General features: G+C 46.7%; 5 protein-coding genes. 3 read left to right on the forward strand and 2 right to left on the reverse strand.

Annotated elements, in window-relative coordinates:
• Positions 1–13 precede the first annotated feature (13 nt).
• The gene (locus QUE46_RS12220; protein WP_004588013.1) at positions 14–946 is read right to left on the reverse strand and encodes a chemotaxis protein CheV; all 933 of its coding nucleotides are present in this window, start codon (positions 944–946) and stop codon (positions 14–16) included.
• Between the two features lie 140 nt (positions 947–1,086).
• On the opposite strand from QUE46_RS12220, the gene flgA reads away from it, so the two are divergent.
• The 3 genes from flgA (at position 1,087) to flgN (ending at position 2,618) form a co-directional block, all read left to right on the forward strand.
• Positions 1,087–1,794: a flagellar basal body P-ring formation chaperone FlgA gene (gene flgA / locus QUE46_RS12225; RefSeq protein WP_286244975.1), complete on the forward strand. Its 708-nt coding sequence runs from the start codon at positions 1,087–1,089 to the stop codon at positions 1,792–1,794.
• 76 nt (positions 1,795–1,870) lie between these two features.
• Entirely contained in the window at positions 1,871–2,194 is a 324-nt protein-coding gene (gene flgM, locus QUE46_RS12230) for a flagellar biosynthesis anti-sigma factor FlgM (protein ID WP_286244976.1), read from the forward strand.
• The gene (gene flgN / locus QUE46_RS12235; RefSeq protein ID WP_286244977.1) at positions 2,187–2,618 is read left to right on the forward strand and encodes a flagellar protein FlgN; all 432 of its coding nucleotides are present in this window, start codon (positions 2,187–2,189) and stop codon (positions 2,616–2,618) included. Before flgM ends, flgN begins: the two co-directional genes overlap by 8 nt.
• 156 nt (positions 2,619–2,774) lie before the next feature.
• On the opposite strand, the gene QUE46_RS12240 is transcribed toward flgN, so the two are convergent.
• Positions 2,775–21,023 (reverse strand): Ig-like domain-containing protein, encoded by an 18,249-nt coding sequence (locus QUE46_RS12240; RefSeq protein ID WP_286244978.1) that lies wholly within the window; start codon positions 21,021–21,023, stop codon positions 2,775–2,777.
• Positions 21,024–21,101: the final 78 nt, after the last annotated feature.

The raw sequence follows: 21,101 nt of genomic DNA on the forward strand, positions 1-21,101 counted from the left end.
CACCTATTGTTGCTTAGTCACAGTGAACCCATTTTTTTACTGCTGTTGCCAATTCATCTGGGTTAAATTTTGCTATAAAGTCATCCGCGCCTACTTTTTCGATCATCGCCTGATTAAACACGCCACTCAAAGAAGTGTGTAAAATAACATGTAAAGGCGCTAATTTTGGATCTGCTTTAATTTCTGCCGTTAATGTATAGCCGTCCATTTCAGGCATTTCAACGTCAGATATCAATAAACCTACACGCTCAGTAATATCATTTTTACAATCAAGCTCGGCTATTTCTTTAAGCCTAACTAAAGCCTCTTTACCATTTTTTGCAAGTTCAGTTTGCACACCAAGTGGCTCAAGTGCTCTTTTTACTTGGTTACGTGCAACAGCTGAATCGTCGGCAATAAATACAATACGTTCACCTAAGTCTTTTTGTATTGCACTGTCGGCAGCAAGGTCGGCACTCACTTCGGTATTTACTGGACAAATTTCGTTTAAGATTTTTTCTACATCGAGAATTTCGACCAGTTCGTTTTCAATCTCGGTAACGGCAGTTAAATAAGAGTAACGCCCTGCTCCCGATGGGGGTGGCATTATTTTTTCCCAGTTCATGTTAACTATTCGCTCAACGCCGCCAACTAAAAAGCCCTGCACTGAACGATTGTACTCTGCAATTATAATAAAGCTGTCTTTTACATTTTCGATAGGTCGACCGCCTACGGCCATTGATAAGTCGATAACTGAAATAGTTTGACCTCGAATATGCGCAACTCCTCTAATGTATGCATTTGATTTTGGCATACTTGTTAAAGGAGGACATTGTAGTACTTCTCTTACTTTAAATACGTTGATCCCAAAACGCTGACGCCCTCTGAGCTTAAATAATAGTAATTCTAGGCGGTTCTGCCCAACCAACTGGGTGCGTTGGTTTACTGAGTCTAAAATGCCTGCCATTCAAATCTCCTAAAGAAAACAAATAATGCGGAACGATAATTGCTTTCTGTTTATAAAGCTACATAACATCGCGGGAGCGTCTACTTTTTGACGCAAAATATTTATACCCTGTTTGAAACCATAAGCATAGTCGAAACATTATGAGTTTGTTAAAAAAGTCCAGAAGATACAATGTTTTTTATTTTCTTGCTAGCTTATGCTTTGCATTACCTACTCAGGCAAATGTGTATAGCAAAGATATATTACAAGAAATAGCAATTTCTCATATTGCTGAACAAGTTACCGTGCCACTTGAAAAAAATGTAGAGATTACCGCCCTTGCCCTCGATAGCCGTATTCCTGATAGAGTATGTGAAAACGAGCCAGAGCTAGTTGTACCAAATGAGCCACCCTTTACACGTCAGGTGACTGTACAAATAAAGTGTAACGATGCGCAAAGCTGGACTCAATATGTCCATGTAAGAATTGTTAAAATGGCACCCGTTGTGGTTGCCACGGCAAATCTAGCACGTGGTGAGGTTATTACTAAGTCTCATCTAAGCGTACAAATGAAGCCTTCGCAGTTTGTAAGAGTACAATATTTAGATGACCCTTTAATGCTCATTGGCAGTCGTAGTAAGCGAAATATTAGAAGCGGGATGCCTGTTTTGCTCAACCAAATTTGTATGGTTTGCAAAGGCGACGCTGTTAATATTTATGCGAGTATTAAAGGACTTAGAATAAAAACCACGGGGATAGCACTTGAAGATGGCACCCTTGGTGAGCAAGTACAGATCAAGAATAAAAAATCCGGTAAAATTTTGAATGCACGTGTAGATGGTGTAGAGTCTGTTCAAGTTAATATTTAATTTCGATTTATACTAAAGTATCCTATGTATATGCCGATAACTTGGCATAAGTTGGGTAATATACAGGTTTATTATTATGGTTAATCAAGTTAATGGTAGTAATCAACAAGCTAATGCGCTTACAAACGCTAAACAGCAACAAGTTGATATTAAAAAAGATAACGCTGCAAGTACACAAACAGCACACACTCCTTCGCCTAAAGCGGCGAGCGATTCAGTGAGCCTGACGCCACAAGCACAGCAGTTAAAAACTCTGCAAGATAAAGCGCAGCAGTCATCTGGCTTTGATAGTGAAAAAGTTGCTGAACTTAAAAAAGCGATTACCGAAGGTAAATACCAAATTGATGCCGAAAAGCTGACTAAAAACTTAGCTGATTTTGAGTTTAACGTATATGGCTGATCACAATAGTTTAATTAGCGTTAAATTAGATGAGCAAGTTAAATGCTTGGATTCATTATATGCGTTATTAAACGAAGAGCTTAGTATTATTGCCTCTCGCAGAGGTGAAGGTTTAAAAGAGCTTGCCCAACAAAAAATGTCTTTTTTAACCAAACTCACCCAGCTCGATAAAGAGTTAAATAAACTCTTTGCTGCTAATGATGAAAATGCCTCTGAAGTAACTGATCGAGTAGCGCAAGTTAAAGTGCAGTTAGCGCAGTGCCAAAAACAAAATAAAGTAAACTCACATGCTGCCCGCCAAGCGCACTTAAGTGTAAAACAACTAAAAGATATTTTAATAGGCGCCCCAACTAGCATGACTTACGACCAAGGCGGTAGCGTGGTTAATACCGACAGCAAGCTGGTTCGTAACCTAAAAGCTTAACTGCTTTTATCTATCCTAATTTATTTAAAAAGCCCTTATTGAAGTCTCAATAAGGGCTTTTTAGGTTCACTACTTAGCACAAAATAATAACCACACTTTTGATTAAGTGAGTTTTAGAAACCCACTTCAGCTATTTAACTGAAGTGGGTTAGTCATTTAAATATCTGTTTGATTGTTACCATTTTCAATTAAGTGTTTAATCATTTCCTCTGATTGGTTTTGAACATCAACGGCTGGCGCTGCCTCATCAACACGTTCTCCACTTTGTGCAGATGAGTACGCAATTGCAGAGCCTTCTTCATCAAGTAAGTTATTTAAGGCAAGTAATTGCTCTGTTTCAGAGTCAATAATTACATCGTTTATATTAAGTGGCTCTGTTTCGCTTACTTGTACAACTTGCTCTGGTGAACTTGTCATACTTCCTATATTTTCAAGGTTTATCGTTTCTGTGCTTAACACTCCATCGCTCTGCGTATCACCCAATGCTGACTCATCAAAAAATGACGAAGGCATGGTATCGCCTGCCCCAGAGCCAGATTGTGACGTGTATATATTTCCGGATTCTATAAACGCATCATTCCCGTTTTTCACTTGATAATTACCTGCGTCATCAACAGTAAAGAAATAAGTGTTTTCAAGGCCTGTACCTAGTAGCCCTAAAAGATTTAAATCTAAGTTAGTTGAGTCCCAATTTCCCTGAGCATCTACTACAGCATGTGGTGCTGAGGTTAAGGCTAAATCAATGCCTAAAACTAATGAATCGACAATATAAACTTTACTTCCCTCACCACCATCAGATGTGCCCTCATAACCAACTAAAACACTCACAGGAGGGAGTAATGGTAGTGACACATCTAGGATGTACTCAGGCGTTACTGTAAAGTTAATTGGCGTAGTATCAATAACCAACCCAGATACGCTACCGCTTGACGTTGTATTGCCTGATGTATCAGTTGCTACTGCTGTTACAGTATAAGCCCCATCAGCTAACCCCGTATCAGGTGAGGCACTCCATGCCCCGGATGCGTCGGCAGTTACCTGTTTAGTTACTTCCGTTGCGCCGCTAAAGGTGACTAATATAGTTTCTCCAGCACCAGCAGTTCCTGTAATAAGTGGACTTTGATCCGCTGTTAGAGCGAGTCCCGAGTCAATCGTAATACCTGAGTCAATTACGCTACTTATGGATTGCGTACCTGTGTTGCCTGCAGCATCAACAATGTTTACATCCACACTGTAGTTACCTTCAGGTAGTACTTCTGTAGCAGTGACGCTCCAAGTTCCATCAGGTCCAACAGTTGTTTCAACATTATGAGTGGCACCCGCTGAATCAGTAAACATAACGACTACTAACGCGCCTGCGAAGCTTCCCGTTACTGAGCCTGTAACAGTAAGCGTAGTATCTTGCCCTCCCAATATTGGTTCTATGACGACAGTTGGGGCTGTGTAGTCTGTGCTTGACACCATAGTATCGCTAGCAGAGTTACCCGCAGTATCACTTATTGATGCTGTAGCGCTAAAGCCACCTTCACTCAGTATGGTAGTCGCTGTTACTGTCCATGTGCCATTTCCTGCGACTTGGGCAGTAATAGTTTGAGAATCGTTATTAGAATCTGTTATAACTACGCTCAGTGTTGTACCTGCTGGCGCATCACTTGTACCTGTAATAGTTGGTAGAGAGTTGTTAGTCACTGGTAGCTGGTCAATTTCGATTGCTGGCGGTGTTAAGTCAACAATACCACTTAGGCTTGTAGAACTTGTAAGGTTTAAGTTTTCGACTGTCGCATCAACCGTAAACGCACCTTCAGCTAATGGAGTGGTTGGTATTAATGTCCACACTCCTGCAATAGCCTGTGTGTTGTAAGTAGTTGCTGTACCACTACTATCGGTTATTACAACTTCCACATCGCCATTTAACACATCGGTAGTACCGCTAATGGTAGGGGTTGTATCGCTTGTATCTATTATTGGGTTGATTAATAGGCCCGGTAAAGTAGTGCTAACGGTGCCCGTTTGTGTCGCTGTTGCTATATTTCCTGCATCATCAATACTAATGGCTTCAACGGTTAAATCACCTTCAGCTAGAACCGGAGTAACAGTAAGCCACGTGCCATCGCCTAATACCGTTGTAGTAACTACAAAGAGTGTATTTGTAGAGTCAGTAATGTTAACCGTGATTAAGCTACCGGTTTCTTCGTCACTGGTGCCAGTAATAGTTGGCGTTAATGTATTAAGTACACCAAAGGCGTCTATCCCTAGCGCTGGTGGAATGGTATCAATGGTCACTTGCTCAGTAACCGATTGACCTACGTTACCCGCAGCATCAGTAATACTTGCGAATACACTATATATACCATCGGGTAGGCTCGTGGTTAGTAATGACCACGTGCCATCACTACCAACAAGGGCATCAAATACTGTTGCGTTGCCGTTATTATCAATTACAGTTACATCAATGTCTGTACCCGGAGCCTCCTCTGAAGTACCCGAAATAGTTAGTATGTCAGTATTACTTATGCTCAACGGTAAAATATCTACCACAGGTACTAACGTATCAACAACAAACTCAAGTGTTTGTGTTACTACATTGCCAGCATCATCAGTGATACTGACGTTGGCAACATGCTGCCCTTCAGTCAGCGCATCAACTTCCAGTGAAAATAGCCCTGCTGCATTCACTGTTGTTGTTAATACTGAACCTCCGTCCAGTTGAATCTCTACCACGCCATTAATTAAATCACTGGTCCCTTGAATAATTGGAGTAGAATCTGACGTTGTACCAATCACTTGCAAATTAAGTGTTGGCGAGATGGTATCTACTACACTGCTTAGCAGCTGTGTAGCTGTGATCCCGACTTCACTTAATACATTTACAGTTACAGTAAACACGCCCTCAGCAAGTGATTGAGGAACTTGTACAGCCCATGAGTTATCTGCCTGTACTATCGCAACGAGTTCTTGTACTACGTTATCGCTATCAATCACTTCAACAAGTACTTCGGTGCCTGGGGCTTGGTCGGTCGTACCGCTAATTATTGGTAAATCTCCCTCGCCAGTTACAAAGTCAACCACCGCATTAAGTAATGGCGTTGAGGCATCTACATCTGCAGTAGTAATAGTGGTGGTGTTACCTGCATCGTCAGTGGCAGAGGCTTCAACAACTGATAAGCCAATAACATTAACTGCTAGACCCAATAACTCCCAATCGCCGTTGGCATCGGTGGTTACATCGTATGTTAAGTCAAGTAAATCACCTGCAAGCTCTAGAGTAACCGTAACGGTTTTACCTTCGCCCAAATCGGATGTACCAGATAAAGAAATCAACTGACCTAATAAGAACGAAGGAACAATAGTAAGCTCTGGAGGCACTGTATCCACTTCGCCACCTGTTTTACTGTCAACCGATGTGTTTCCTGCGTTATCAGTAATCGTTGCTGTAACACTATAAACCCCTTCAGCTAATACATTATCTGCAGCAGCTTGCCAGTCTCCATTAGCATCCGTTTGTACGGTAATTTGATGCGATGCGCCGGCTGAGTCCGTAAACGTAACGAAAACATTTGTATTTGGCTCGTTTGATGTGCCGCTAATTAATGGCGTGCTGTCTTGGGTAAGTATTAATGAACTTTGATCAATACTAATTTCTGGCGCAATTGTATCTATATTAGCGTTAGCGATATTGCTGCCTGTATTTCCGGCATTATCAGTAATAAATACTTCTACTAAATATGCCCCCTGAGAAAGGCTGTTGCTTGCCTCTACTGACCAAGTTCCACCGGCTTGCACCGTTGTATTGACAGTATGCGCATTACCTTGGAAGTCGGTAAATACCACAGCAACCACATCTCCTACAGCTGCACCTGTTACGCTGCCAGAAACGCTAGGTGTTAAGTCTGTACTACCTATAATATCGTTAATGCTTACTACTGGCGCAGTTATATCAACCACACCGGTAGTGCTAGTATTTACAGGATTACCCGCTGTATCACTGGTTGATGCAGTAACAGTATACGTACCTTCGCTAAGCGATAAAGGAGCAGCAACTGACCATGTACCATTTGCACCAACTGTGGCATTAACTGTTTGCTCTGCGCCTAAGCTATCTGTAATCAAAATAGCGACTATCGCGCCTTGTGGGGCTGTACTTGTACCTGAAATTGTAGGCGTTGTATCATTGCTCGTTAGTAGCGGTGTAATATTTAATACTGGGGCTGTTAAATCTATAAGCCCTGTATCTGTTGCACTGCTTGTTAAGCCACCTTCAGTTACACTGGCTGAAACAGTAAACGTGCCCTCAGGAAGAATATTTGTCGCATCTACACTCCATGTATTGTCAATTACAGTAGTTGTAACCGTATGCGAAACATTATTAACATCAGTAATAGTAACTGTAACTACCGTACCATTTTCAGCACTACTCGACCCAGAAAGCGTAGGCGTTTGATCGTTTGTATCAACAATGGTGTTTATATTAATGGTAGGTGCATTAGTGTTAAGTGTGGCAGTCGCATTTGCTTCACTGCTATTACCTGCAGTATCAGTAATGCTTGCTGAAACTGTCACTTGTCCATCAGTTAATGGCGTAGTTACATCAACACTCCATACCCCGCCTGCACCCACAGTCGTTGTGTAGATATCAATGCTATCACCATCAGTAATGGTGACATTGATTGTAGTACCTTCAACCTCATTAGAGGTACCTGAAATAGTAGGCGTGCTGCTATTAATTGTACCTAATGCGTCAATGGTAATAGTTGGTGCTTGAGTATCAACAAGACCTGTTCCAGTCGCTGAACCAGTATTATTAGCATCATCGGTAATACTAACAACAACACTGTAATTTCCTTGCGGTAAATTGGGCGCTGTGGTTTGCCAATTACCATCTGTATCAACCGTAGCAGCTAACGTATGCGTATCCCCATTACTATCTGTAATAACAATATCTACATTTGTGCCAGTAGGCTCTGTTGATGTACCGCTAATAACTGGGGTATCTGTGTTAAATACGGTTATTTCATCCAATGTGACTATGGGTATCTGAGTATCAATTGTTAAGTCAATTGTTGTGCTAGTGACATTATTAGCGTCGTCAGCAACATTAATTTGCGCCGTATAGTTACCATCGGTAAGTGCAGATGGTACCTCTACCTGCCAATTTCCGTCAGTATCTACTACCGCAATAAAGGTTTGGCCATCAATGCTTATTATTACATCAGCACCTATGGCATCACTGGTGCCTGATAGGTTTGGCGTTGTATCTGCTGTAGTGTCGATAGGGTTAACGCTAAGAGTAGGTGCTATGCTGTCTATTTCACCTTGTGCTTGCTCAGAAGTTAAATTCCCAACGTCGTCTCTTACCTCAGCGGTAACCGTATATTGCCCTTGCGAAAGCTCGGTTGGCACTTCAACAGACCAACTTCCATTAGCTTGAACTATGGCCGTAAACTGCTGGCTTTGACCTGCACTATCTACAACGGTAAGTTGTATCTCGGTTCCTTGATCCATATCTGTAGTACCAGAAATCACTGGCGTTGCATCATTCGATAATGCATCTACAGTCACACTAAGCGCAGGTGCTTCATTATCAAAATTAAGTGAGTTAACGCTCGCAACATTGCCGGCCGCATCACTTGCAGTTGCAGTAACATATGCAAGGCTAAGCAAAGGTACTGTTATGTTTGCAAGTCCCCATGTGCCATCAGCATTCGTTGTCGCTGTGTAGGTAGCGCCTACAGCACCGCCAACAAGATACTCGGTAATGGTGATCACTGACCCTTCGGGTAAATCAGAATCCCCAGAAAGAGAAACTAAGTTGCCAAGTAAGAACGAAGGAATGATCTCTAAAGTCGGTGGCGTTACATCCACTTCACCGTTGTCTGTGCCTGTGCCGGTGTTACCTGCTGCATCCGTGATGCTGGCGCTGACGCTGTAGTTACCTTCTGCTAAATCAGTCGCTGGGGTGGCGCTCCAGTTACCGTTGGCATCGGTTTGTACATCAATGGTTTGTACGCCGTTTGCTGCATCGGTAAAGGTCACCGTGACGGTACTGTTAGGAGCATCACTGGTGCCCGTAACCGTTGGTGTGCTGTCGTTGGTGAGCGCTGGTGCATCCACACTCACACTTGGCGCGGTGGTATCGATGTTACCGCTGCCAGTAATATCGTTGCTGTTGCCCGCTGCATCGCTAATGCTGGCCTCAATACTGTACGGTCCTTCGGCAAGTGCCGTGGGTACTTCCACTGAGAAGTTGCCACTGGCATCCACGGTGGTGGTAAAGGTTTGCTCGGCCCCTAAATCATCAATAACCGTAAAGGTGATCACGGTGCCTTCAACCGCATCACTGGTGCCGCTTAAGGTTGGGGTTACGTCGTTACTTGAACCTGGGCTGGTTAAATCAATTGTTGGCGCAATGGTGTCCACTTCCCCTGCGCCGGTGGCAGTGGCTTCGTTACCCGCTGCATCGCTTACGCTTGCACTTACTGTGTAGTTGCCTTCAGCAAGTACTTGTGAGGCGGCTACACTCCAGGTGCCATTAGCGCCTAAGGTCGTTGTAACCGTATGCGTGACGTTATTGCTATCGGTGATCTCTACCGTCACGGTGCTGCCCTGTGGTGCATTCGCGGTGCCGGTGATCGTTGGTGTGGTGTCGTTTGTTACGCTTAGCGTATCAACTTCAATCGCTGGCATAGTGGTGTCTATAATACCGGTTTCTGTAGCGCTGCCAATATTTCCTAGGCCATCGTCTACTTCGGCAGTGACCGTGTATTCGCCTTCAGCTAAAGCACTTGGTGCATCCACACTCCAGATGCCACCCGTTACAGTCGTATCAACAGTCGTAATATTCCCTGCACTGTCTTCAAACGTTAGGCTAATGGTGGTGCCATCGGCTGCATCGCTTGTTCCATTAATGGTTGGCGTGGTGTCATTGGTGTCCACCAAGGCATTAATACTAATGCTTGGCGCAGTGGTGTTCAGTGTCGCGCTTTCACTCACCGTGGTGGTGTTACCGGCGTTGTCGCTTACACTTGCCTCAATGGTGAGCTCACCATCGCTTAAGGCGTTCGGTACATCCGCTGACCAGCTGCCATCGGCTTGCACTGTGGCGGTGAAGGTTTCGGTTGTGATGCCATCGCTGACGCTGATACTAATCACCGTGCCCGCTGGCGCATTGGTGCTTCCGCTAATGGTCGGGGTGCTGTCGTTGGTCGCGCCCACGGTATCGAGTGTCAGTGTCGGTGCAAGGCTGTCTATGGTGCCCGCTTGTGTCGCGCCTCCGGTATTGCCTGCCGCATCGGTAATGCTGGCTTGCACACTGTAGCTGCCTTCTGGTAATTCTGGGCTAGTTGCTTGCCAGTTGCCGTTGGCATCCACTGTGGCGGTAATGGGAGTTTCATCGCCATTACTGTCGGTGATAACAATGTTTACAACGGTGCCTTCAGGCTCTGTTGAGGTACCACTGATAAGTGGCGTGCTGTCGTTACCAAGTCCCAGTGCATCCACGGTTACAACCGGGGTGATGGTATCAACATTGCCACTGCTGTTGGCTGTGCTCTCATTGCCGGCGGCATCACTAATACTGGCCGTTACAGTAAAGTCACCTTGTGCTAGCGCACTGGGCACTTCAATGTCCCAATGGCCATCCGTGCCAACAGTGGTAGTGATGGTTTGTACAGCGCCGTCGCTGTCGGTTACAGTGAGTGTGACTGTGCCGCCAATTTCGTTACTGGTGCCTTGCAAGGTCGGGGTTAAGTCGTTTACATCGCCTACATTTTGTATCGTAAGCGTGGGCGCTTGCGTGTCGATAGTGCTGGTTTCACTCACAGTGGTTTCGTGGCCTACGCTGTCGCGTACGCTCACTTCAATCGTGCTCTCGCCTTCACTGAGTGGTGTGCTTGGTGTGGCACTCCAATCACCGTTTGCATCAACAAGGGCGGTAATGGTTTGTGGGTTGCCGTCACTGTCGGTTACGACAATCGTGACTTGTGCCCCTTCGCCTGCATCGCTTGTGCCGCTAATAACTGGCGTGTTGCTATTGCTTTGTGCGTCAACCTCAACCGTCAGCGTGGGTGGTGTGTTATCAAAATCATCTGAGCTGATTGTGCGTGTATTACCCGCAGCATCGGTGGCTGTGGCAATCACAGAGCCGACGTCCAGTAGTGATACATCAAGCCCCACTAAAGACCAATTACCATTAGCGTCGGTTGTGGTGGTGTAAGTGACACCAACCCCGCCGCCAATAAGTTGCTCGGTGATGGTGATTTCACTGCCTGCTGGCAGGTCAGAGGTACCACTTAGGGTAACCAATAAACCAAGCTCAAAGGTCGGTGTAAAGGCAAGGATTGGTGGCGTTACATCCACTTCACCGTTGTCTGTGCCTGTGCCGGTGTTACCTGCTGCATCGGTGATGCTGGCGCTGACGCTGTAGTTACCTTCTGCTAAATCAGTCGCTGGGGTGGCGCTCCAGTTACCGTTGGCATCGGTTTGTACATCAATGGTTTGTACGCCGTTTGCTGCATCGGTAAAGGTCACCGTGACGGTACTGTTAGGAGCATCACTGGTGCCCGTAACCGTTGGTGTGCTGTCGTTGGTGAGCGCTGGTGCATCCACACTCACACTTGGCGCGGTGGTATCGATGTTACCGCTGCCAGTAATATCGTTGCTGTTGCCCGCTGCATCGCTAATGCTGGCCTCAATACTGTACGGTCCTTCGGCAAGTGCCGTGGGTACTTCCACTGAGAAGTTGCCACTGGCATCCACGGTGGTGGTAAAGGTTTGCTCGGCCCCTAAATCATCAATAACCGTAAAGGTGATCACGGTGCCTTCAACCGCATCACTGGTGCCGCTTAAGGTTGGGGTTACGTCGTTACTTGAACCTGGGCTGGTTAAATCAATTGTTGGCGCAATGGTGTCCACTTCCCCTGCGCCGGTGGCAGTGGCTTCGTTACCCGCTGCATCGCTTACGCTTGCACTTACTGTGTAGTTGCCTTCAGCAAGTACTTGTGAGGCGGCTACACTCCAGGTGCCATTAGCGCCTAAGGTCGTTGTAACCGTATGCGTGACGTTATTGCTATCGGTGATCTCTACCGTCACGGTGCTGCCCTGTGGTGCATTCGCGGTGCCGGTGATCGTTGGTGTGGTGTCGTTTGTTACGCTTAGCGTATCAACTTCAATCGCTGGCATAGTGGTGTCTATAATACCGGTTTCTGTAGCGCTGCCAATATTTCCTAGGCCATCGTCTACTTCGGCAGTGACCGTGTATTCGCCTTCAGCTAAAGCACTTGGTGCATCCACACTCCAGATGCCACCCGTTACAGTCGTATCAACAGTCGTAATATTCCCTGCACTGTCTTCAAACGTTAGGCTAATGGTGGTGCCATCGGCTGCATCGCTTGTTCCATTAATGGTTGGCGTGGTGTCATTGGTGTCCACCAAGGCATTAATACTAATGCTTGGCGCAGTGGTGTTCAGTGTCGCGCTTTCACTCACCGTGGTGGTGTTACCGGCGTTGTCGCTTACACTTGCCTCAATGGTGAGCTCACCATCGCTTAAGGCGTTCGGTACATCCGCTGACCAGCTGCCATCGGCTTGCACTGTGGCGGTGAAGGTTTCGGTTGTGATGCCATCGCTGACGCTGATACTAATCACCGTGCCCGCTGGCGCATTGGTGCTTCCGCTAATGGTCGGGGTGCTGTCGTTGGTCGCGCCCACGGTATCGAGTGTCAGTGTCGGTGCAAGGCTGTCTATGGTGCCCGCTTGTGTCGCGCCTCCGGTATTGCCTGCCGCATCGGTAATGCTGGCTTGCACACTGTAGCTGCCTTCTGGTAATTCTGGGCTAGTTGCTTGCCAGTTGCCGTTGGCATCCACTGTGGCGGTAATGGGAGTTTCATCGCCATTACTGTCGGTGATAACAATGTTTACAACGGTGCCTTCAGGCTCTGTTGAGGTACCACTGATAAGTGGCGTGCTGTCGTTACCAAGTCCCAGTGCATCCACGGTTACAACCGGGGTGATGGTATCAACATTGCCACTGCTGTTGGCTGTGCTCTCATTGCCGGCGGCATCACTAATACTGGCCGTTACAGTAAAGTCACCTTGTGCTAGCGCACTGGGCACTTCAATGTCCCAATGGCCATCCGTGCCAACAGTGGTAGTGATGGTTTGTACAGCGCCGTCGCTGTCGGTTACAGTGAGTGTGACTGTGCCGCCAATTTCGTTACTGGTGCCTTGCAAGGTCGGGGTTAAGTCGTTTACATCGCCTACATTTTGTATCGTAAGCGTGGGCGCTTGCGTGTCGATAGTGCTGGTTTCACTCACAGTGGTTTCGTGGCCTACGCTGTCGCGTACGCTCACTTCAATCGTGCTCTCGCCTTCACTGAGTGGTGTGCTTGGTGTGGCACTCCAATCACCGTTTGCATCAACAAGGGCGGTAATGGTTTGTGGGTTGCCGTCACTGTCGGTTACGACAATCGTGACTTGTGCCCCTTCGCCTGCATCGCTTGTGCCGCTAATAACTGGCGTGTTGCTATTGCTTTGTGCGTCAACCTCAACCGTCAGCGTGGGTGGTGTGTTATCAAAATCATCTGAGCTGATTGTGCGTGTATTACCCGCAGCATCGGTGGCTGTGGCAATCACAGAGCCGACGTCCAGTAGTGATACATCAAGCCCCACTAAAGACCAATTACCATTAGCGTCGGTTGTGGTGGTGTAAGTGACACCAACCCCGCCGCCAATAAGTTGCTCGGTGATGGTGATTTCACTGCCTGCTGGCAGGTCAGAGGTACCACTTAGGGTAACCAATAAACCAAGCTCAAAGGTCGGTGTAAAGGCAAGGATTGGTGGCGTTACATCCACTTCACCGTTGTCTGTGCCTGTGCCGGTGTTACCTGCTGCATCCGTGATGCTGGCGCTGACGCTGTAGTTACCTTCAGCTAAATCTGTCGCTGGGGTGGCGCTCCAATTGCCGTTGGCATCGGTTTGTACATCAATGGTTTGTACGCCGTTTGCTGCATCGGTAAAGGTCACCGTGACGGTGCTGTTTGCTGCATCACTGGTGCCCGTAACCGTTGGCGTGCTGTCGTTGGTGAGCGCTGGTGCATCCACACTCACACTTGGCGCGGTGGTATCGATGTTGCCGCTGCCAGTAATATCGTTGCTGTTGCCCGCTGCATCGCTAATCGTCGCGTCGATACTGTAAGGGCCTTCGGCAAGTGCCGTGGGTACTTCCACTGAGAAGTTGCCGTTAGCATCCACGGTGGTGGTAAAGGTTTGCTCGGCCCCTAAATCATCAATAACCGTAAAGGTGATCACGGTGCCTTCAACCGCATCACTGGTGCCGCTTAAGATTGGGGTGACATCGTTACTTGAACCTGGGCTGGTTAAATCAAGTGTTGGCGCAATGGTGTCTACTTCACCACTGCCGGTAGCAATGGCTTCGTTACCCGCTGCATCGCTCACGCTTGCGCTTACAGTAAAGTTGCCTTCAGCAAGTACTTGAGAGGCGGCTACACTCCAGGTGCCATTAACGCCAAGCGTCGTTGTAACCGTATGCGTGACGTTGTTGCTATCGGTGATCTCTACCGTCACGGTGCTGCCCTGTGGTGCATTCGCGGTGCCGGTGATCGTTGGTGTGGTGTCGTTTGTTACGCTTAGCGTATCAACTTCAATCGCTGGCATAGTGGTGTCTATAATACCGGTTTCTGTAGCGCTGCCAATATTTCCTAGGCCATCGTCTACTTCGGCAGTGACCGTGTATTCGCCTTCAGCTAAAGCACTTGGTGCATCCACACTCCAGATGCCACCCGTTACAGTCGTATCAACAGTCGTAATATTCCCTGCACTGTCTTCAAACGTTAGGCTAATGGTGGAGCCATCGGCTGCATCACTTGTCCCGCTGATAGTTGGCGTGGTGTCATTGGTGTCAACCAAGGCATTAATACTAATGCTTGGCGCAGTGGTGTTCAGTGTCGCGCTTTCACTCACCGTGGTGGTGTTACCGGCGTTGTCGCTTACACTTGCCTCAATGGTGAGCTCACCATCGCTTAAGGCGTTCGGTACATCCGCTGACCAGCTGCCATCGGCTTGCACTGTGGCGGTGAAGGTTTCTGTTGTTACGCCATCGCTGACGCTGATACTAATCACTGTGCCCGCTGGCGCATTGGTGCTTCCGCTGATTGTCGGGGTGCTGTCGTTGGTCGCGCCCACGGTATCGAGTGTCAGTGTCGGTGCAAGGCTATCTATGGTGCCCGCTTGCACGGCGCCTCCGGTATTGCCTGCCGCATCGGTAATGCTGGCTTGCACACTGTAGCTGCCTTCAGGTAATTCAGGGCTAGTTGCTTGCCAGTTGCCGTTGGCATCCACTGTGGCGGTAATGGGAGTTTCATCGCCATTACTGTCGGTGATAACAATGTTTACAACGGTGCCTTCAGGCTCTGTTGAGGTACCACTGATAAGTGGCGTGCTGTCGTTACCAAGCCCCAGTGGATCCACGGTTACAACCGGGGTGATGGTATCAACATTGCCACTGCTGTTGGCTGTGCTCTCATTGCCTGCGGCATCACTAATACTGGCGGTGACAGTAAAGTCACCTTGTGCTAGCGCACTGGGCACTTCAATGTCCCAATGGCCATCCGTGCCAACAGTGGTAGTGATGGTTTGTACAGCGCCGTCGCTGTCGGTTACAGTGAGTGTGACTGTGCCGCCAATTTCGTTACTGGTGCCTTGCAAGGTCGGGGTTAAGTCGTTTACATCACCCACGGTTTGCATGGTTAACGTGGGTGCTTGCGTGTCTAGAGTAATTGTATCGGTTACTGTTGTTGTGTTTCCTGCTTCGTCAGACACACTTACTTCTATGGTGTTATCACCTTCATTCAAGTCTGTTTGAGGGGTTACTTCCCAATTTCCATTAACATCTACTGTGGTTGTTAGTGTTTGTTCAACCCCGTTTTCATCAGTGATCACTACAGTAATCGTTGTCCCTACATCAGCATTACTCGTGCCCGAAATAGTCGGCGTTGTATCATTGGTAACAGCCTCAAAATCAACGGTTAAACTAGGGCCTACAGTATCAATATTACCGGTTACAGTATCTAAAGCACTATTGCCTGCAGCATCAGAAACCTCTGCCTGTACAGTGTAATCCCCAGAAGCTAACTCTTGAGAAAGCTCTACACTCCAATTCCCTTGTGCATCCGTTGTCGTATTAAACAAGCGAACAACGCCTTGGGAATCAGTAACAGTCAAGCTTACTACAGTGCCAAATACCACGCCTGTAGTATTACCGGCAATAATTGGTGTTGTATCATTACTAGTTTCTAGTTCATTTACTTGTATGGTTGGAGGCGTAATATCTATTACAGCATCAAGATCTGCATTTGCGCTTCCACCACCTAGGTCTGTTACAGTTGCACTGATTGAAATAGTACCCTCAGCCAAATCGGCAGGCGGAGTTACACTCCACTGTCCATTTGCATCAACAACTGTAGTTAAGGTCACAGTCGTACCTGTAGAGTCGGTGATCTGAACTTCAACAGACGAACCTACTTCTGCATTAAAAGTATCACCGCTTATTTGTGGGGTTTGATCGTTAGTTTCACCAATTACATCAATGGTAATAGTCAACGCGCTTGTATCAATTGTACCTGAAGCATTTGCAGTACCTTCATTACCAGCGCTATCACTAATAGCAGCATCTACGGTGTAACTACCTTCCGCTAAAGCGACAGGTACTTCAACTGTCCAACTTCCATCAGCAATTACTTGTGCCGTAAGAGTTTGAACAGCACCATTGGCATCAGTCACAGTTAAATTAATAGTCGAGCCTGTTGGCTCACCGCTAACAGTACCTGAAATGGTAGGTGTTGTATCACTGGTATCTCCTAACGCGTTAATAGTTACTACTGGCGCCGTGGTATCAACCTCACCGGTGGTGGTGGCTGTGGTTTCATTGCCTGCGGTGTCGGTTACCGATACCTCAACGGTAAATTCGCCTTCACTTAATTCGTTAGGTACATCCACACTAAAGGTGCCGTCGGCTTGCACTTCAGTAGTAATAGTTTGCGGATTACCCGCTTCATCCGTCACGGTGATCGTTACAACGGTGCCCTCTGGCTCGCCGGTTGCAGATCCTGAAATAGTCGGTGTGGTGTCGTTTGTATCGCCTACAGGGTCAATTATTACTGTGGGTCCTGCGGTATCAACCTCACCGGTGGTAGTGGCTGTGGTTTCATTACCTGCGGTGTCGGTTACTAATACCTCAACGGTAAATTCACCTTCACTTAGCTCATTAGGTACATCCACACTAAAGGTGCCGTCGGCTTGCACTTCAGTAGTAATAGTTTGCGGATTACCCGCTTCATCCGTCACGGTAATCGTTACAACGGTGCCCTCTGGCTCGCCGGTTGCAGATCCTGAAATAGTCGGTGTGGTGTCGTTTGTATCGCCTACAGGGTCGATAATTACTGTAGGCGCTGCGGTATCAACCTCACCGGTGGTAGTGGCTGTGGTTTCATTGCCTGCGGTGTCGGTTACTGATACCTCAACGGTAAATTCACCTTCACTTAATTCGTTAGGTACATCCACACTAAAGGTGCCGTCGGCTTGCACTTCGGTAGTAATGGTTTGCGGATTACCCGCTTCATCCGTCACAGTGATCGTTACAACGGTGCCCTCTGGCTCGCCGGTTACCGATCCTGAAATAGTCGGTGTGGTGTCGTTTGTATCGCCTACAGGGTCGATAATTACTGTAGGCGCTGCGGTATCAACCTCACCGGTGGTAGTGGCTGTGGTTTCATTGCCAGCGGTGTCGGTTACTGATACCTCAACGGTAAATTCACCTTCACTTAATTCGTTAGGTACATCCACACTAAAGGTGCCGTCGGCTTGCACTTCGGTAGTAATGGTTTGCGGATTACCCGCTTCATCCGTCACAGTGATCGTTACAACGGTGCCCTCTGGCTCGCCGGTTGCCGATCCTGAAATAGTCGGTGTGGTGTCGTTTGTATCGCCCACGGGATCAATTATTACTGTGGGTCCTGCGGTATCTATAACGCCTGTGGTTGAAGCTGAGGCTTCATTTCCTGCTGCATCAGTGGCTGTGGCCGTTATTGTAAACTCTCCCTCAGCTATAGGTGCTGTAGCTCCTACTTGCCATGATCCATCTTCTGCAACAACTGCCGTTAAGGTTTGCGAATCACCATTAGAGTCTGTTACTAATACAGTGATCAAGCTACCTGGTTCTACATCAGTTGTGGTACCACTAAATACAGGGGTTGAATCGTTAGAGTCAGTAAAGTTATTTACACTAATAGTTGGTGCGGTTAAATCTATAGTGCCGGTTTGTGAGTCTTGCGCGCTATTACCAGCGCTATCACTTACATTTGCCACCACGCTAAACTCACCCTCAGCTAATGCTTGTGGGACATCTATACTCCATGTGCCATCACCATTTATAGCAGTTACAAATTGCTGCTCAGCGCCAGCATTATCAGTCACAATCACAGTAACCACACTACCCGCTGCTAAACCTTGAGTAGACCCGCTTATAGTAGGCGTTGTATCGTTTGTATCACCAATATTATCTATAGTTACGCTAGGTGCGGTTAAATCTATGGTGCCAGTAACCGTTGCTGTACTGCTATTGCCTGCTTCGTCACTGACACTTGCAGTAACTGTAAAGTCACCTTCGCTAAGCTCATTAAGTATATCGGCGCTATAGCTTCCATCGGCATTAGTAACTGCTGTAATAGTTTGTTGATTACCGTCACTATCGGTTATTAATAAAATGACCTCAGTACCTTGAGGTACATCTACTACGCTACCTGTCACACTCGGTGTTGTATCATTTGTATCTGTAATTGGGTTAATAGTAATTGCAGGATCAGTTAAATCAATTTCGCCTACTTCAGTAGCAGAGGCAGTATTGCCAGCAGCATCGGTTACTGTTGCAACCACCGTAAATTGGCCCTCTACCAACTCATCCGTTGCTTCAATCGACCACGAACCATCAGCATTTGTGGTTACTTGCACAGTTTCTGTTGCGCCATCGCTGCCTGTAAAGGTAACAGTAACAACCGCTCCTGCGTCAACATCTTGCGTAGTACCGCTAATTGTTGGAGTGGTATCATTTGTATCAATAATAAAGTTAATACTTACGGTCAAATCTACATTACCGACCGTACTTGCTTGCGCCTCATTGCCCGCATCGTCTATAACAGCTGCAACGACAGTAAAATCCCCTTCAGGCAGAGGCTGTGTAACTTGAGCGCTCCAAGAACCATCTTCTTGAGTGACCGCTAAAAGATTAAAAGTACTGCCATCACTTGCGGTAATAGTTAAAGTTATAGTGGTACCAGCAGGCACATTAGCGGTATTACCACTTAAAAATGGCGTGGTATCGTTGGTATCGGCAATAGAGTCAATTTGAATAGAAATAGGGGCAAATGTAACTTCACCACTTGTTTGCGCGGATGCTTCGTTACCCGCAGGGTCACTCACTGTTGCGGTAACATTAAAATCTCCGCCAGGAATAGCGTTAGGCGATTCAACACTCCACGTGCCATCAGCCTCAAGCGTGGTTGTTAAGGTTTGTATATTACCATCGCTATCGGTTACTAAAACTGTAATTACCGAGCCCTCTGGTGCTCCTTCAACACGGCCTACAAAAGTAGGTGTTGTGTCATTAGTGTCTGCAATGGCCGTAACCGTTATCTCTGGGCTAGTTAAATCAACTAACCCTTGCTCTACAGCTTGTGACTCATTACCAGCAGTGTCGGTCACGGTTGCATTAACTTCAAACTCACCTTGTGCTAAAGGTGTAGAAACACTGACAGACCAGCTGCCATCATCATTTGTTTGCGTTAACAGCGTTTGAACTTGTCCATTAATGTCAGTAATAACCACAGTAATTACCGAGCCTGCTGGCACATCTTGCGCAGAACCTGTAATTACAGGGGTTGTATCTTGCGTATCGGCAATCGCATTAATTTCTACAATTGGTGCCGTTAGGTCAATAACTCCAGCATCACTTGCAAGTGCTTGGTTGCCTACGCTATCACTCACCTGCGCATCAACAGTAAAATCACCCTCTGGTAGTGCCACACTCACATCAACAGCCCAGCTACCATCTTCACCGGTAATAGCTGTTAAAAGCTGCACTTCGCCTGCACTGTCGGTTACTGTGATTGTTACTTCAGTACCTTGTGGCACACCGGTTGTAGTACCCGTTAATGGCGGCGTTGCATTATTAGTTTCACCTGCTACTGTAACTGTAATTTCAGGAGCAGTTAAATCAATACTCGCAACTGCTTGATCAATTGCTTGGTTACCAGCGGCATCAGCTGCTACTGCGTTAACATTAAACTCCCCTTCTGCCAAAGGCGATGTAGTGGTAATACTCCAATTACCTTGTGCATCAACTTGTGTCACTATCGTTTGTTGTGTGCCTGTGCTATCGGTAAGTGTTACAGAGACGTTGTCGCCAGTATTCAAGCCCGCTACCGACCCCGTAACCGTTACTGTTTGAGATGCAGAGTCTGCAACAGGGTCAATATTAATTACCGGCGCTGTGGTGTCTATCTCAATAGAAATAGCATCGTTAAACGCATTACCATCCGGGTCGGTGGCTTCAACAACTACGCTCACGGGTCCATCGGCTATCGGGTTAGGCAATGTAATTTCAAACGTGCCATCTGGGTCAATAACCGCGCTTACTACTTGAGAGTTACCATTTTCATCTGTCACAGTAATATTTACTGTTTCACCCACTAAGTTTTCACTTGTACCACTAATTGTTGGCTGAGATGAATTAGTTAAACCTACCTCATTTAATGATAGTGACGCAGTACTTTCATCAGGAACTACCCCATCAGAGGTGTCGCGAATATTTAGTGCTTCTGTAGAATCAGGATCAAAGCTTGAATCAAATGCAACGCTATTAGGGTTAACCCCCTCTGCAATACGTGTAAGCTGAACAAACGAGCTTCCTCCGCCAGAGCCCGCGCCACCAGCACCACCTGCGGCTGTTGCTTCTAAATTATCTAAAATATCACCATCGCCCTCTAAGGCATCTAAAAAGTCAGTAACATCAGAATTAGCCGCCGTTTGGCCATCGTTATTATCATTTTGTTCTAAGCTTGCAATGGCCGCGTCTAAGCTTTCGTCAAACACTGTGGTTTCGCTGCTATCGCGGGTTTCTTGTGCTAGTAAGTCAGGGGTAATTTTTACGTTTTGATTAGCAGGAATCGACAGAGTTTCTCCTTGCACATCAATTGTTAGCGATGAATTATCAGCGGTAACCACTAAATCGCCCACAGTAATAGTATCGCCTATTTCAAGTGGCTTAATTGTGCCATCTTCTAAAACAACACCAGCAGACCCTTTTAAGTCTATTACTAATAATTGATTAGATTCCATTTCACTTACCTCAAACATAAGAATTAAAAACTATTAATTAAAATGTAGAACAGCAAAACGCATTAGATACTGTACTCA

The organism is Pseudoalteromonas sp. MM1 (genome assembly GCF_030296835.1).
GTDB lineage: Bacteria > Pseudomonadota > Gammaproteobacteria > Enterobacterales > Alteromonadaceae > Pseudoalteromonas.

Bases quoted from the DNA above. Each gene is read 5' to 3' on its own strand.
- flgM (WP_286244976.1), top strand. From the start codon at position 1,871: ATGGTTAATCAAGTTAATGGTAGTAATCAACAAGCTAATGCGCTTACA.
- flgN (WP_286244977.1), top strand. From the start codon at position 2,187: ATGGCTGATCACAATAGTTTAATTAGCGTTAAATTAGATGAGCAAGTT.
- flgA (WP_286244975.1), top strand. From the start codon at position 1,087: ATGAGTTTGTTAAAAAAGTCCAGAAGATACAATGTTTTTTATTTTCTT.
- QUE46_RS12220 (WP_004588013.1), bottom strand. From the start codon at position 946: ATGGCAGGCATTTTAGACTCAGTAAACCAACGCACCCAGTTGGTTGGG.
- QUE46_RS12240 (WP_286244978.1), bottom strand. From the start codon at position 21,023: ATGGAATCTAATCAATTATTAGTAATAGACTTAAAAGGGTCTGCTGGT.